This window comes from Mesorhizobium sp. M0676 (assembly GCF_040320535.1).
In the GTDB taxonomy this organism is placed as follows: Bacteria; Pseudomonadota; Alphaproteobacteria; order Rhizobiales; family Rhizobiaceae; genus Mesorhizobium.
In genome coordinates, this window is the sequence record NZ_JAMYPU010000006.1 from 64,017 (window position 1) to 79,830 (window position 15,814).

The window sequence follows — 15,814 nt, forward strand, 5'->3', positions numbered from 1 at the left end:
AGGTAAATTCGACCGACATATCTGGTTAACCATCCCGGCCGCGTCACTCAGCCAGCTGCGGCAGGTTCCTGAACAGCTCCAGCGCCTCTGGATTGGCCAACGCTTCCTTGTTCTTGATGGCGCGGCCATGCACCACGTCGCGCACTGCAAGCTCGGTGATCTTGCCCGATTTGGTGCGCGGAATGTCGCTGACGGCGACGATCCTTGCCGGCACGTGGCGCGGGCTGGCGCCGCTGCGGATCTTGGAACGAATGCGCTTTTCCAGATCCTCGTCCAGCGTCACGCCGGCGGCCAGCCGCACGAACAGCACGACGCGGACGTCATTGTCGAAATCCTGACCGATGCACAGCGCCTCAAGGATCTCCGGCATCTGTTCGACCTGATTGTAGATCTCCGCCGTGCCGATGCGCACACCGCCCGGATTGAGCGTCGCGTCGGAACGGCCGTGGATGATCATGCCGCCATGCGCGGTCCATTCGGCGAAGTCGCCGTGGCACCAAACATTGTCGAAGCGCTCGAAATAGGCGGCCTGGTATTTCTTGCCCTCAGGATCGTTCCAGAAGCCGATCGGCATCGACGGGAACGCTTTTGTGCAGACCAGCTCACCCTTTTGCTCGCGGATCGGCTTGCCGTCATCGTCCCATACATCGACGGCAAGGCCGAGGCCGGGACCCTGGATCTCGCCGGTCCAGACCGGTTGCGTCGGTACGCCGAGCACGAAACAGGAGACGATGTCGGTGCCGCCGGAAACCGAGGCGAGATGTACGTCCTTCTTGATGCCGTCATAGACGAAGCGGAAATCCTCCGGCGACAACGGTGAGCCGGTGGAGGAAATAGCCCGCACACTCGACAGATCATGGCTGCGGATCGGCTTGAGCCCGGCCTTGCGTACGGAATCGATGAATTTGGCCGAGGTGCCGAAAAAGGTCATCTTCTCGGCATCTGCGAAGCTGAACAGCACATTGCCGTCGGTGTGGAAGGGCGAGCCGTCATAGAGCAGCAGCGTGGCGCCCGAGGCCAGGCCCGACACCAGCCAGTTCCACATCATCCAGCCGCAGGTGGTGAAGTAGAAGAAGCGGTCGCCTTCGATGAGTCCGGCATGCAGCCGGTGTTCCTTGACATGCTGGACCAGCGTGCCGCCGGCCGAATGGACGATGCATTTGGGAATGCCGGTGGTACCTGACGAGAACAGGATGTAGAGCGGATGCGCGAACGGCAGCCGCTCGAACGTGACCGCTTTGGCGGTAAAGGGTAACAGCGCCTCTTCGAGCGCCACGGCCTTGTCGATGATCGCTGCGATATCGCGCGAGGTACCGAGATAGTCGACGATCAGGACCTTGCGGACGGTTTCGAGCTTCGCCGCAACGGCAGCGATCTTGTCGGCTACCTCGATTGCCTTGCCATTGTACCAATAGCCGTCCGGCGCAATGAATATGACCGGCTCGATCTGGCCGAAACGGTCGAGCACGCCCTGCTCGCCGAAATCGGGGGAACAGGACGACCAGACCGCGCCGATGGAGGCGGCCGCCAGCATGGCGGCGACGGTTTCCGGCATGTTGGGCATCATCGCCGCGATGCGGTCGCCCTTTTTCACCTTGAGCGACAGGAAAAGCTGCTGAAAGCGCGAGGTCAGCTGGTGCAGTTCGCTCCACGACAGCCGCCGCTCGATCTTGTCCTCGCCGCGAAAGACGATCGCGTCACCGGAACCGGTCTTCTTCAGCAGGTTCTCGGCGAAGTTCAGTGTCGCTTCGGGAAAGAACGATGCGCCGGGCATCTTGTCGCCATCGACGAGCACGGGCTCGCCCGCATCGGTCCCTTTGTCGCCGACAATGCCGCAAAAGTCCCACAGCAGGCTCCAGAAGCCCTCGCGATCCTCGACCGACCAGCGGTGCAGTTCGGCGTAGGAGGCGAAGGATGTGCCGCTTTTGGCCGCTGCTGCCTTCATGAACGCGGTCAGTGGTGCTGCGTCGATCTGGTCTTGCGTCGGGGTCCAGAGCGGTGCTTCGGCAGCCATTATCGATCCTCCTTGAAGCCCGTCGCGTCGCAAGATAGATATGCTTTTGTTTTGATGCACGTCGTTGTCCCGGAACCGCTGCACTCTTCCGGGCGACATGCACTAGCCTCAGCTTTACAGGCGCGCTGTCCCAAAAACGCCGCGCCTCGTAGCAGGCTGAAGCTGCATCGCTTATGCCTACCACCGTGCGGCAGAGCAAGATTTTGTTCCGCTAAACTCGGCCATGTGTGCGCAATTGCCATCGCCGGGCCATAAAGACTTGAAATGCCTCAGCCCTAAGTCGTAGTGACGACTGGAAGGCGTGGTGACAACTGGCGGTTACACCCGTCAGGCGATTTTTATCGGAATGAAAGCAACCGGGGCAATATGCCATCACCTTTGATCCGGCGCGGAATATGGGCGATCGGCGTTGCCGTGCTCGTCATCGCGCTGGTCGTCGCCGCTCTGCCGCTGATTGCCTCGACCCGGATCGTGCGCGATCGCATTGCCTGGGAGATGAGCGCGTGGAGCGGATTCAGGGTCACCATCGCCGGTTCGCCGCGCATCGAGGTGTGGCCGAAGTTCCGCGCCATATTGAGCGACGTCACGCTGTCGCAGTGGACCGAGACCGACGCGCCGCCGGTGATCGAGGCCGAACGGGTCGAGGTCGACCTTTCGGCCATGGCGGCGCTGCAGGGCGATGTGGTGTTTTCGACGGCGCGGCTGGTGCGGCCGACGATCCGGGTCCAGCGCGCCGCAAACGGCATATTCCTGCCCGCCATACCAACGGGCGGACGCATCACCCGCTCCATCGACACGGCGCGCGGCGTGGTCAACGCCGATCCGACGAAGCCGGATCTGAGCAAGCTGCCCGCCGATCCGTTCGGCACCGTGGAATTCAGGGACGGCCGTATGGTCGCCTCCGTCGGCGGCAAGGACGTCGAATTGCTGACCAGCCTGTCCGGCCAGGCGAGCTGGGCAGCGATGAACAGCAACGCGACCTTGTCGGCGACCGGAATCTGGCGCGGCGAGAGCGTCACCGTCGATGCCGCCTCGCCCAAGCCGCTGGTGCTGTTTGCCGGCGGCGCCGCACCGGTCACGTTTTCGTTCAAGGCAGCGCCGGCCAGCTTCTCGTTCGACGGCACGGCCAGCATGTCGCAAAACGCCTATTTCGATGGCCAGGCGAAATTCGCCGCGCCCTCGCTGCGGCGCGTGCTGGAATGGTCGCAGGCCGGCATTGCTCCTGGTACGGCGATCGGTTCGGTCTCGGTTTCGAGCAAGATCACGGCGACCGCCGGCCGCGTCAAATTCGAAAACACCGCGGTGACGCTCGACAACAACCCGGGAATGGGGGCGCTGGATTTTTCGTTCGGCGACGCCTTGCCGGTGATATCAGGCACACTCGCCTTCGATACGCTCGACCTCAGGTCGCTGTTTTCGGCCTTCACGCCGCTGGCGCCGACCGGCGAGACCGGTCCCGGCGAAATCGACACCAGCTTCGCCGACCGGATCAATCTCGATCTGAGGCTGTCAGCGGCACATGCCTCGGCCGGCGCAATCCAGCTTGCCGACGTCGCCGCTACGGCGCAGGTGAAGAACGGGCTTGCCGTCTTCGATATCTCCGATGCGTCGGCCTTTGGCGGCAACGTGCAAAGTAGCCTGCGTTTCGACCGCAAACCGGAGGGCTCGCAGGTCGAGATCCGGCTGCTCGCCTCCGACATTGACGGCGCCGCTTTCGGCACCGCGGCCGGAATGACGCGGCTGGTGCCGGCCAGCACCGGCACTGTCTCGGTCATTCTCAAAGGGCCGGGCAAATCCTGGGACTCGATCTTCGAGAACGCGGACGGCTCGGTCTCTGCGACGTTCGGGCCGGGCGCGCTGAGCGGGCTCAATTTGCCGGCATTTCTGAAGCACACGGAACAGGGCGGCTTCTTCGCGCTCGACGACGTCTCGGACGGGACACTGCCGATGGACGGCGCCGAGCTCAAGGCCACCATCTCGAAGGGTGTGGCAAGGCTGGACAAGGCCGAGGCCAATTCGGCGAAATACAAGGTCTGGCTGTCCGGCATCGCCTCTTACGGCGGACGCGGATTGGCGCTTTCGGGGGGTGTCACTCAGGCCGACCCGGCAGCGGCACCGGTCAATGGCCAGCAGGGATCCAACCAGTCGTCATTCTTCGTCGGCGGCACCTGGAGCACGCCGTTCATCTCGCCGATCAGCCGCGGCGTCTCAGGCGAATAGGCGGACCCTTACCGGGATCGCCCTATCCCTCGTTTGACGCAATCAACCGCGCTGCGCGGCCTGTTCGTCGAGCTGGCGTTGCACCTCACGCCGCTTGTTGGCGACCGAAGCGATGATGACGCCTACCGCCACGACGGCGATCAGGATGGTGCAGGCGGCGTTGATTTCCGGCGTCACGCCGAGCCGCACCTGGCTGTAGATCTTCATCGGCAGCGTGGTGGCGCCAGGCCCGGAGGTGAAGGAGGCGATGACCAGGTCGTCAAGCGACAGGGTGAAGGCCAGCATCCAGCCGGAGACGATGGCCGGCATGATGACCGGCAGCGTGATCTGAAAGAAGGTCTTTACCGGCGTTGCGCCGAGGTCCAAGGCAGCTTCTTCCAGCGAACGATCGAACGACACCAGGCGCGACTGCACGACGACGGCCACGAAGCACATGGTCAAGGTGATGTGAGCAAGCGTCACGGTCAGGAAGCCACGGTCGAGACCGACGGCAACGAACAGCAGCAGCAGCGACAGGCCGGTGATGACTTCCGGCATGACCAGCGGCGCAAACACCATGCCGGAAAACAGGATGCGGCCGCGGAAGCGGGTGTAGCGGGTCAAGGTCAGTGCCGCCAGCGTGCCGAGCACGGTTGCCACAGTGGCGGAGATGACACCCACACGCGCGGTCACCCAGGTGGCGTCCATCAGCCCCTGATTGTGGAACAGCGAGGCATACCATTTGGTCGAGAAGCCGCCCCAGACGGTGACCAGCTTCGACTCGTTGAAGGAGAAGACGATGAGCAGCACGATCGGCAGATAGAGAAAGGCAAAGCCCAGCACGACCGAGGTGACGTTGAAGCGGCTCCAGGTGGCGTTCATTTGTCCTGCTCCTGGGCGCGTGCCTGGGCCTGCTGGAAGAGCATGATCGGCACGATCAGGAGCAGCAGCAGGATGACGGCGACGGCCGACGACACCGGCCAGTCACGGTTGGCGAAGAATTCATTCCACAAGGTCTTGCCGATCATCAGCGTCTGCGAGCCGCCGAGCAGATCGGGAATGACGAACTCGCCAACCGCTGGAATGAACACCAGCAGGCAGCCGGCGATGACCCCGGGCAGCGACAGCGGGAAGGTGATCTTCCAGAAGGCTGATGTCGGCGGGCAGCCGAGATCCTTTGCCGCCTCGATCAGCGAATAATCCATCTTTTCCAGCGAGGAATAGAGCGGCAGCACCATGAATGGCAGGTAGGAATAGACGATGCCGATGAAGATCGCCGTGTAAGTGTTGAGGATGATCAGTGGCTGATTGATGATGTGCAGCGACAACAGCAGCTGATTGAGCAGACCCTCGGGCTTGAGGATGCCGATCCAGGCATAGACGCGGATCAGGAACGACGTCCAGAACGGCAGGATTACCAGCATCAGCAAGGTCGGACGGATCGTCGCCGGCGCGCGGGCCATGCCGTAGGCGATCGGGAAGCCGACGAGCAAGGTCAGGATCGTCGAGACTGCAGCGATGATAACGCTGGTCACGTAGGCTTTGAAGTAAAGCGCGTCCTGCGTTAGCCAGACATAATTGTCGAAGCTGAGTTCGCGGAAGCGGACAAAGAACCCGGACATGCCGTCCCTGAAATCGAGCGCCGGCGTGTAGGGCGGCATGGCGATCGCCGACTGCGACAGCGAAATCTTGAAGACGATGATGAACGGGATGAAGAAGAAGAACAGCAGCCAGAGATAAGGCACGATGATGACGAGCCGGCTGACGAAGCCGGCGCCGAGCCGTGTCAGAAACGGTTTGGCCGCTGTCGATGGGCCGGTGCCGGTGATGGCGATGTTGGACATGGCCTCCCCCTACCGTGTCAGCACGACGCCGGCATCCGGCCGGAAGGAGACCCAGGCGCGGTCGTTCCAGGTCAGCGGATCATCGGTGACGCGTGCAGCGTTGAGCGCGCTTGCCCTGATGATCTGCCCGTCATCCAGCCTGATGTGGTAGACGGTCATGTCGCCGAGATAGGCAACGTCGTAGACCTCGCCCTCAAGCGCATTGACGGCGTCGGCCGGTTTCGTCGACGACACCTTGATCTTCTCCGGCCTGATGGCGAAGACGATGTCGGAACCGGCCTTTGTATCGGTGCTGTTTTCGACGACGATCTGGGCCCCTGTCGCGCCGGTGATGCGCGTGGTGTTTGCCGCACGCTCGGCGACCTTGCCCTCGAACATGTTCACATTGCCGACGAAGTGGGCAACGAAGCGCGAACTGGGGGCTTCATAGACTTCCGCCGGCGTCGCCACCTGCATCACCTCGCCCTTGTCGATGATGGCGATGCGGTCGGCCATGGTCATCGCCTCTTCCTGGTCGTGGGTAACGACGACGAAGGTAAGGCCGAGATTTTGCTGCAGGTCCATCAGCTCGAACTGCGTTTCCTCGCGCAGCTTCTTGTCAAGCGCGCCGAGCGGCTCATCGAGCAGCAAGACTTTTGGCCGCTTGGCAACCGAGCGGGCGAGCGCGACGCGCTGGCGCTGGCCGCCCGACAATTGGTGCGGCTTGCGCTTGGCGAACTGCTCTAGCTTCACCAGCTTCAGCATCTCGGCGACGCGCTTTTCGATATCCGGTCCCGGCATGCCTTCCTGCTTGAGGCCGAAGGCAATGTTCTTTTCCACGCTCATATGCGGGAACAGCGCATAGGACTGGAACATCATGTTGACCGGGCGGCGGTAGGGCGGGATGCCGCGCAAGTCCTGGCCGTCGAGAAGGATACGGCCGGCGGTCGGCTCCTCGAAGCCGGCAAGCATCCGCAGCAACGTCGACTTTCCGCAGCCCGACGCGCCGAGCAGGGCGAAGAACTCGCGCTCGAAAATGGTCAGCGACAGATTGTTGACGGCGGTGAAGTCACCGAACTTCTTGGTGACGTTCTCGAATTGGATATATGGCTTGGCGTTCGGGTCGTTCCATGGCGCGAAATCCCTGCGGATGCTGCCAAGCGATTTCATGTCCCACTCCGTCCTATTTTTTTGCTTCTTGCCCAGAGAAGAATGGTCCCGGCAGGTGGCTGCCGGGACCATGTCGCATTGCTTACTGGCCGGTGACGATCTTGGTCCAGCTGCGCGTGATCAGGCGCTGGGTCTTGGGATCGTAGGGCTGGACCGTATAGAGCTTTTTCAAGGTCTCGGCGTCCGGATAGACCGCCGGATCATCCAGCAGCGCCTTGTCGACGAACTGCTGCGAAGCCTTGTTGCCGTTGGCGTACAGCACATAGTTGGACGACTTGGCGATCACTTCCGGCTTCATCATGTAGTTGAGAAATTCGAGTGCCTCGGCGGCATGCGGCGCATCGGCGGGAATCGCCATCTGGTCGAACCACATCTGGGCGCCTTCCTTGGGAACGGAATAGCCGATCTCGACGCCTTGCTTGGCCTCGACCGCGCGGTTGCGCGCCTGGAAGACGTCACCCGACCAGCCGACCGCCAGGCAAATATCGCCGTTGGCGAGCGCGTTGATGTATTCGGACGAATGGAATTTGCGGATATACGGCCGCACCTTCAGCAACGTCTCCTCGGCCTTGGCGATGTCGTCAGGTGAGGTGCTGTTCGGATCGAGGCCGAGATATTTGAGCGCCGCCGGGATGATGTCGGCCGGCGAGTCCAGCACATAGACGCCGCAGTCCTTCAGCTTGGCCAGGCTGTCGGGATTGAAGAACACATCCCAGCTGTCGATCTTGTCGGTGCCGAGTGCTGCCTTCACCTTCTTGATGTTGTAGCCGATGCCGACCGTGCCCCACATGTAGTTGATCGAATATTCGTTGCCCGGATCGTATTTGGCGGTGCGCTCCGAAACCGTGTCCCACATGTTGGAAATGTTGGGCAGCTTCGACTTGTCGAGCTTCTGGAACACGCCGGCCTGGATCTGGCGGGCCAGGAAGTTGCCGCTGGGCACGACGACGTCATAGCCGCTGCCGCCGGCAAGCAGCTTGGTTTCGAGGATTTCATTGGAATCGAAGGTGTCGTAGACGACCTTGATGCCGGTCTCCTTGGTGAAGTCGTCAATGATCGAACTGTCGATGTAATCCGACCAGTTGAAGACGTTGACGACGCGATCCTCGGCATGGCCGCCGACGGCGAAAAGCGTCAGAAATGCCGAGGTTGCCGAAAGCCAGAGCGCTTTGCGGATCATGCTGTTCTCCTTTGATGAGTGTTCCTTCGCCAAGTCGTCGCTGTTCGAGCGCGATTGGGCATTTGCTTCAGAGTATTGAGCTTTCCGGGCAGCCATAAGCGTGAACTGCCGGCGCCATCCGGGCGGTTCGACAAGCGGCAGATCATGGCTCTGTGTGCCCGCATGGCGGGCGCGCTGACGCAGTCAGAGGCTTTCGCCGCGGCGCGGGCAGGGATACGACGCTGTGGTCCGGTCTTGGTCCGACCGGCGGGGACACTTGGCAAGATAAGCCTGTCTTGTTGTTGCCGTGCCCCCAGCCTGCCCGTGCCGCAGCAAGGTTGTCAATGGCCCGCGCGGGGAAGCTCGGTCAATAGGGCGTGCGGCTTCGCTAATTGGGGAAAGACGGGCGTAATTAGGGAAGACGGGCTCAACCAAGGGAAAGGCGGGTCAATTAGGGGATGGCAGGCCGGTGGTCCCCGGCCGTGCAGGCCTCGCCTGGCGCTTGAATTCAAGCGCGATATGGACGAGCAGCGCGGCGACCACCACCGCGCCGCCGATGATGGTGCGCACCGAGGGCACCTCGCCATGAACGAGCCAGACCCAGATCGGTCCGAGGATCGGCTCGAACGTGCCGAGGAGTGCTGCGATCGCCGCCGGAACCAGCCTCGCGCCGGTGGCGAAGAAGGCAAGGCCCAGCCCGAGATTGATGACGCCGAAGGCAAACAGGAAAGCCATGTCGTGGGCCGACGTGGCAAACTGCGTGGCTTGCGATGCGGCGAAAGCCGCTGCCAGCATCGTGCCGAGGCACGTCGCCGGCGTCATGCGCACATGGGCGAAGCGCCGGGTGATGACAGTGGCGATCGAGAACATGACGGCGATCAGCAGCGACAGCCCGTCGCCGATGGGCGATACGGCGCCGTCGAGCGATTCCGACACCATGATGGCGACGCCGGCGATGACGGCGGCGATCGCCACCCAGGTCGCGATGGCGACGCGTTCGCGAAACAGCACCCAGGCAAGCAATGCCGCCAGCAGCGGCACACCGGCCTGCATCAACAGGATATTGGCAACGGTGGTGTAGGCGAGCGCGACAACGAAGCACGTCGACGCCGTGGCGAAACAGACGGCCACGGCAAGGCCGGGCAGGCCCATGTCGCGAAACAGCCGCAACATGCCGCGCCAGCCGTCGCGCCAGGCCATGAAGCAAATCAGGAACACAGCCGCCCACAGCGATCGCCAGAACACCACGGTCCAACTGTCAGCGGTGTCGATGAAGCGGGCGATGGTGCCGCCAAAGCTCCACATCAGCGCCGACAGGAACACCAGCAGCAAGCCGACCCGCTCTTCGCGAGGCGAGACGATCGGCGGTGCGGCGATTGGAGAAGATGCGGTATCGGTCATGGGGTGCCACTGTCGGCTATCTCGGGGCGGCATGATGCACAATGGACGACAGAAACGTGCCGTATTCGCCTAGCGCATAGGCTACCGCCGGACGTGATCCAGCCCGGCATTCCCTTTGGCGCACCGCCAACCGGCAGCCATACGGGCAAACACCGCCGTTTCTAGGACGTGCCCTTGTTGCCGCGGATAAAGCGCCAAAGACCGGCCAACGGTACCAGCAGCAGAATGCCGAACTTTTTCAGGGCGATGACCGCGACCGCAATCAGGCCGGCCTTTGCCGCGAGTTTTCCGGCGATGAGGCCGCCAATGCCAACCGCGGCGACCGTGTCGGTGCCGGGCAGAAAATCGGTGTATTTCTTGCCGGTGCTGAAGTCCGCCACGCCCAGCACTTCGTCCAGGCTCTGCTTGATCTCCGGCAATTGTTCAACCGTAGCGATGTAGCTCATCACGAAGACGCCTTCCCGGCCGAGGAAACGGACGTCGTAATTGAGCGTGTGGACGGTATCGTCTCCGAACTGCAGTTCCTTGGCCCAGTGCAGCCGCTTGTGGACGAAATCATAGACCGGCGGCGAGGCCCAGCCGATCAGCTTGATCGGGGGAAAGCCGTCCTTTACCCGCTGATCGTTGGCCGACAATGTGTCCGCCTGCATGCTGCTCAGCAGTTCGGTGTAGTCGATGGATGCCGCGTCGGCGTCATCGACATGGCCGATCTTTTCATAGCGCAATTCGATGCCCCAACCGTTGCCGGCGATGGGCTCGTACTTGGCCGGGAAGATCATGCCGATTGCTTCGGACGCGGTATCAGGCGGATTGCCCCAGGCCTCGGTCAGGACGGACGTCGCGTCCTTCTTGCCCAGAAAATAGAACTTGTCCTTGAGATCGAGATGGATGCCTTCGGGAAGGTCGACCGCGCCGGTCTTTGGATCGATCTTGTCCAGGAATGCCTTGCCGTCGTCACTATACTGTTGATAGTCCTTGAAGAATTCCGAGGATTTTTCTGCCAGAACAGGCCCCGCCAAAAGGGCAAGCGCCACGCCAAGCCACAAAGCTTTCCTGTTCATAAGCCGTCCCCCCTTGGCTGCCCTGCAGCTCACCTTCGATAGCGCAGCGCCGATGCTTAATCAATATTTGGTTCGGCGATGGTTCGGGCCGCGCTCTATTGCTTAGCAAACAGCTGCAGTCTTCCGCGACCTCCAGCCCGAGAAGCATCACTGGAAATCGAAGGCGCTCAGGCCCGTCACCATCTCGTCCAGGCCCAGCGGACGGGTCACCGGCGGCTCGGCGCGGGCGAGGCAGCCGATGCGTTCGCACAGCCGGCAAGCGGGACCGACCGGCGTGGCGGCGCCCTGTCCGGCCTTTGCCGGCAGCCCGGCGCCATAGACGGTCTCGTCGCGAAAGCCGATATCACAGCCCAACAGCAGCGCGGTGCGGCGCGGACGCTCGGAGAACGAACCCTGCGGCCCCTCGAGCGTGCGTGCGATGCAGAGGAACTCGGCGCCGTCGGGCATTTCCACCGCCTCGACCAGGATCTGGCCAGGCGAAGCGAAAGCGGCATGGACCGGCAGTTTCGGGCAGCCGCCGCCAAAGCGGCTTTGCGGAAAGCCCTGGCCGCCGGCCTTGCGGAAGCGGTTGCCGGCATTGTCGACCTCGAGCATGAAGAACGGCACTCCGGACAAGCCAGGACGCTGCAGCATGGTCAGGCGGTTCGCCGCCTGTTCGAAGGAGACGCCGAAACGCGAGCGCAGCACATCGATGTCGTAACGAGCCCGCACGGCGGCGGCATGAAATGCCTGATAGGGCATCATCAAGGCATTGGCGGCGTAGCGGCCGAACTCGAAGCGGGCGAGCCGACGGGCTTCGTCCGTACCGAGCTTCAGCGTCTGAATTTCGCCGGCGACAGCGACCGTCATGCGGATCAGGCAGGCCTCCATGGCGACTTCGCGCAACTGGTCGAACGGCGACAGCCGCTCCGATAGAAAAAGACGCTGCGAATGACGGTCATAACGGCGGCGCCAGTTCGGCATGGTGGCGACCGGCAGCACCTTGACGACGATGCCATACTCGCGCTTCAGCCACGCCTTCAGCGCGCCGAACAGATCGTCGCCGGGGTCGAGCATCGAGGTGAAGGCCTCGGCCTCCTCCTCCAGTGCTGCAAAATGGTTCGGCCGGCGCTCGAAAATCTCGTGCACTTCGTCGATCGGCAGCCGCGCACCGGACAGCGCCGTGGCGCGGCCCTCGCGCGCCAGAAGCTCGTTGAGATCGGACAGCCGCTCGGCCTGCTCGCGGTAAGCGCGAAACAGTTTTATCATCGCAGCCGATGCATTGGGGGCGGCCTCGGCCAGTTCGATCAGTTCCTGGTCGCCCGGCAGCTCACCGGCAAGCAGCGGGTCGCCGAACACTTCCTTCAAGGCCGAGATCGACCCTCTCGCCTCACCCTGCAATTCATGCGGGTCGACCTTGTAGACAGAGGCCAGCTTCAGGATCAGCTGCACCGTCAGCGGCCGCTGGTTGCGCTCGATCAGGTTGAGATAGGACGGCGAGATGCCGAGCCCCTCGGCCATCGCCGTCTGGGTCAGGCCTTTGGCGATGCGGATGCGGCGGATGCGCGGCCCGGCGAATATCTTCTGGTCGGCCATCGGCTTTCCTTGACAGGAATTTACACGACTTGCGAGCGATGAACGGCGCACCATCTTTTTACAATCATGACAGATTTACAGCGGCAAGCAGTCAAACACAACACAGGTTTTCTCTTATTTTCTACCGAAAATGGCGGTTTTCCTCGCTCTCGTCGCGGCGCAATGTAAATGATGTCACACACAGACGACGCACACCATCCCAGGGCGCGGCGTTTCAAGACACTGGCATCGATTGATCTGGAGTGACCAATGACTGATTTTTACAATCTTGTCCCATCCGCGCCCGAAGGCCGCTTCGACGGCATCGAACGAGCCTATTCGCCGGACGATGTGAAGCGGCTGCGCGGGTCGGTCCAGATACGCCAGAGTCTTGCCGAAATGGGCGCCAACCGGCTGTGGAAGCTCATCCACGAGGAAGACTTCGTCAATGCACTCGGCGCCATGTCGGGCAACCAGGCGATGCAGCAGGTGCGTGCCGGGCTGAAGGCAATCTATCTCTCGGGCTGGCAGGTCGCCGCCGACGCCAACACCGCGTCGGCCATGTATCCGGACCAGTCGCTCTATCCCGCCAATGCGGCGCCCGAACTGGTCAAGCGCATCAACCGCACGCTGCAGCGCGCCGATCAGATCGAGACCTCGGAAGGCAACGGCCTGTCGGTCGACACCTGGTTCGCGCCGATCGTCGCCGATGCCGAGGCCGGCTTCGGCGGACCGCTCAACGCCTTCGAGATCATGAAGGCGTTCATCGAGGCGGGCGCTGCCGGCGTCCACTATGAGGACCAGCTGGCCTCTGAGAAGAAGTGCGGCCATCTCGGCGGCAAAGTGCTGATCCCGACCGCCGCGCATATCCGCAACCTCAACGCGGCGCGTCTGGCGGCCGACGTGATGGGCACGCCGACGCTAGTCGTGGCACGCACCGATGCGGAAGCGGCAAAGCTTCTGACCTCCGACATTGACGAGCGCGACCAGCCTTTCGTCGACTACGATGCCGGCCGCACGGTTGAAGGCTTCTACCAGGTCAGGAACGGCATCGAACCGTGCATAGCGCGCGCCGTTGCCTATGCGCCGCATGCCGACCTGGTCTGGTGCGAGACCTCCAAGCCCGATCTGGCGCAGGCCAAGAAGTTCGCCGAAGGCGTGCGCAGGCATCATCCGGGCAAGCTGCTCGCCTATAATTGCTCGCCGTCGTTCAACTGGAAGAAGAACCTCGACGACGCGACGATCGCCAAGTTCCAGCGCGAGCTCGGCGCCATGGGCTACAAGTTCCAGTTCATCACGTTGGCCGGGTTCCACCAGCTCAACTTCGGCATGTTCGAGCTGGCCCGCGGCTACAAGGCGCGGCAGATGGCCGCCTATTCCGAGCTGCAGGAAGCCGAGTTCGCGGCCGAAGTCCACGGCTACACCGCGACCAAGCACCAGCGCGAGGTCGGCACCGGCTATTTCGACGCCGTCTCAATGGCGATCAGCGGCGGCCAGTCCTCGACCGCCGCCATGCATGAATCGACTGAGCACGCCCAGTTCAAGCCGGCAGCGGAATGAACCGATCGACATAACCAACAGAGGAAACGCCCGAAGGGCAAGGGAGAAGAAAATGGCATCGATAAGCCGCGTCAAGGAACGTGCAGAAGAGCAGTCCACCACGATGAGTGTCGACCAACAGGCGACCATCCGCATGCTGGCCAACGACCTGCACCGGCTCAATCAATCGGTGATGAAGGCAGTGGAGGCCGGCGTCTCGGTGGAACTGGTGCGCTCGGCCCGGCATCATGGCGGCGACGGCAATTGGGGCGACCTGCTGATCCCGGTGATCGTCACGCAGAAGAGTCACGGCTGATCTTCCCTTACGGAAGCTTTGTGCTTGTGGAACCTATGGGCCCCGCCGCTCACTGGCCGATTTCAACGTCACCCGCGGGTTTTCAGCGCGGGTGACTTTCGCTTTTGAGCGTAAACTTAACTACAGTTCCAAAACAGACCTTGTCTCCGGGGTTTAATATTTCCGGCTATATTTCGCAGGTCCGTCATTTCAGCTTGACATGGCGGGCGATCTCACGCCAATTGGCTCTCGGATTTCAACCCTGCATTGAAGCAGCGCCGAGTGCCCGCCCCGCCCATGTGCCCTGTGAACCGCGAGACTGACACCGCCAAACATCTGAATTCGTCAAGCAGGGACGCGAACTCCGAGATATCAACGGATTTCTCCCACGTGCTGGTCGTTGGAAAATCGCCGATCAACCGGGTGGTGGTGTCGAAGATCGTCGAGAAGTCCGGACTGAAGCCGATCTCCGAGTCGCCCGAAATGGCGGCCAAGACATTGCGAACCCTCATTCCGGGCGCCGTCGTTCTCGATGGCGGCCCCGACAACGAGGACTGCCGCGCGCTGATGGCGGCCATCGACGCCTTGCGGCGGACATATGGGCGGTCGCTCCCCAAGGTGATCCTGCTTTCAACCAAGACCGGCACGCCCGACAGCCTGGGTCTGTCGAGCGTGGTCGATGTGGTGGTAACCAAGCCGATCACCACCGAAAGGCTGCAGCCGGTGGTCGACCGGCTGATCAGTCTCGGGCGCGGCTGATCGCAATCCGCCCGAACGCGTGCGGGGCGGTCAGCCTTCCTTGCCGATGCTCTCGATCAAAGCCGGCAGTTCGCCAAGATCGACAATCTGGCGAAATCGCGGTGCCTCGACCGGCGGCTCGACGTGTTCGAGCACCCAGGTCAGCTCGTGCGGCACATACACACCCCAACTCCCGGCCTCGATGGCCGGCACCACGTCCGACTTGAGCGAATTGCCGACCATCATGCTGTCCTGCGGGCTGCCGTGGCGGCCAAAGATCCTGGCATAGGTGGCGGCGCTCTTGTCGCTGACGATCTCGACGGCATCGAACAGGTCGCCAAGGCCGGACGCCGCCAGCTTGCGCTCCTGGTCGAACAGATCGCCCTTGGTGATCAGCACCAGATGGTAGGCGCCGGCGAGCCTTTCCACGGTCTCACGCGCATGCGGCAAAGCCTCGACCGGATGTCCCAGCATGTCGCGGCCGGCGGCAAGGATTTCGGCAATGGTCGACCCCGGCACACGGCCCTCGGTCACTTCTATTGCCGTCTCGATCATCGACAAGGTAAAGCCCTTGATGCCGAAGCCGTAGACGGCAAGGTTGCGCTTCTCGGCCTCCAGCAGCCGTGCCGAAATGTGCTCGGCATCGCCATGGTCGGCGAGTAGGGTTGCAAAATGCTTCTCGGTCAGGCGGAAGAACTGTTCGTTCTGCCATAGGGTATCGTCGGCGTCGAAGCCGATCGTGGTCAATTTGCCTGGCATACGGTGTCTTCTGCTGCTCGATCTGCGGGAGGTTGACCCTAATCTGCGTGGCGCGATTTTCAACCAGGAAGGCGAAGACAGGCAGCTCCCCTTCCCTTCCAT

Annotated in this window: 13 protein-coding genes; 4 read left to right on the forward strand and 9 right to left on the reverse strand. The window is 62.4% G+C overall.

Going from position 1 to position 15,814, the window contains the following annotated elements; translation table 11 throughout:
• Positions 1–43 precede the first annotated feature (43 nt).
• Positions 44–2,014: an acetoacetate--CoA ligase gene (locus NKI35_RS08390; RefSeq protein WP_023704498.1), complete on the reverse strand. Its 1,971-nt coding sequence runs from the start codon at positions 2,012–2,014 to the stop codon at positions 44–46.
• A gap of 366 nt (positions 2,015–2,380) precedes the next feature.
• On the opposite strand from NKI35_RS08390, the gene NKI35_RS08395 reads away from it, so the two are divergent.
• Entirely contained in the window at positions 2,381–4,234 is a 1,854-nt protein-coding gene (locus NKI35_RS08395) for an AsmA family protein (RefSeq protein ID WP_352739490.1), read from the forward strand.
• A 42-nt stretch (positions 4,235–4,276) separates the two neighbouring features.
• Here NKI35_RS08395 and NKI35_RS08400 read toward each other — a convergent pair whose 3' ends face one another.
• The 7 genes from NKI35_RS08400 to NKI35_RS08430 form a co-directional block, all read right to left on the reverse strand.
• Positions 4,277–5,095 carry an ABC transporter permease gene (locus NKI35_RS08400; protein WP_023669326.1) on the reverse strand — a complete coding sequence of 273 codons (819 nt, stop codon included), beginning with the start codon at positions 5,093–5,095 and terminating at the stop codon, positions 4,277–4,279.
• On the reverse strand, positions 5,092–6,057 hold the full coding sequence (locus NKI35_RS08405) for an ABC transporter permease subunit (RefSeq protein WP_031196135.1): 966 nt from the start codon (positions 6,055–6,057) through the stop codon (positions 5,092–5,094). Before NKI35_RS08405 ends, NKI35_RS08400 begins: the two co-directional genes overlap by 4 nt.
• 9 nt (positions 6,058–6,066) lie before the next feature.
• Positions 6,067–7,206 (reverse strand): ABC transporter ATP-binding protein, encoded by a 1,140-nt coding sequence (locus tag NKI35_RS08410; RefSeq protein WP_023707962.1) that lies wholly within the window; start codon positions 7,204–7,206, stop codon positions 6,067–6,069.
• 82 nt (positions 7,207–7,288) lie between these two features.
• Positions 7,289–8,386, reverse strand: a complete 1,098-nt coding sequence (locus tag NKI35_RS08415; RefSeq protein WP_023681872.1) for a polyamine ABC transporter substrate-binding protein — start codon at positions 8,384–8,386, stop codon at positions 7,289–7,291.
• A gap of 426 nt (positions 8,387–8,812) precedes the next feature.
• Entirely contained in the window at positions 8,813–9,766 is a 954-nt protein-coding gene (locus NKI35_RS08420; protein WP_023704502.1) for a DMT family transporter, read from the reverse strand.
• A 161-nt stretch (positions 9,767–9,927) separates the two neighbouring features.
• Positions 9,928–10,827: a DUF2167 domain-containing protein gene (locus tag NKI35_RS08425; RefSeq protein ID WP_031196137.1), complete on the reverse strand. Its 900-nt coding sequence runs from the start codon at positions 10,825–10,827 to the stop codon at positions 9,928–9,930.
• Between the two features lie 147 nt (positions 10,828–10,974).
• Entirely contained in the window at positions 10,975–12,402 is a 1,428-nt protein-coding gene (locus tag NKI35_RS08430; protein ID WP_023692381.1) for a helix-turn-helix domain-containing protein, read from the reverse strand.
• Between the two features lie 249 nt (positions 12,403–12,651).
• Between NKI35_RS08430 and aceA the strand changes: the two genes are divergently transcribed.
• The 3 genes from aceA to NKI35_RS08445 all read left to right on the forward strand — a co-directional run bounded on the left by aceA (position 12,652) and on the right by NKI35_RS08445 (position 14,974).
• A complete protein-coding gene (gene aceA / locus NKI35_RS08435; protein ID WP_352739494.1) occupies positions 12,652–13,941 on the forward strand; it encodes an isocitrate lyase in 1,290 nt (429 codons plus the stop codon).
• Between the two features lie 52 nt (positions 13,942–13,993).
• Positions 13,994–14,236: an SMc00767 family acetate metabolism repressor gene (locus NKI35_RS08440; protein WP_023669318.1), complete on the forward strand. Its 243-nt coding sequence runs from the start codon at positions 13,994–13,996 to the stop codon at positions 14,234–14,236.
• Positions 14,237–14,512: 276 nt separating this feature from the next.
• The gene (locus tag NKI35_RS08445; RefSeq protein WP_352739626.1) at positions 14,513–14,974 is read left to right on the forward strand and encodes a response regulator; all 462 of its coding nucleotides are present in this window, start codon (positions 14,513–14,515) and stop codon (positions 14,972–14,974) included.
• A 30-nt stretch (positions 14,975–15,004) separates the two neighbouring features.
• Here NKI35_RS08445 and NKI35_RS08450 read toward each other — a convergent pair whose 3' ends face one another.
• The gene (locus NKI35_RS08450) at positions 15,005–15,712 is read right to left on the reverse strand and encodes an HAD family hydrolase (protein ID WP_352739496.1); all 708 of its coding nucleotides are present in this window, start codon (positions 15,710–15,712) and stop codon (positions 15,005–15,007) included.
• Positions 15,713–15,814: the final 102 nt, after the last annotated feature.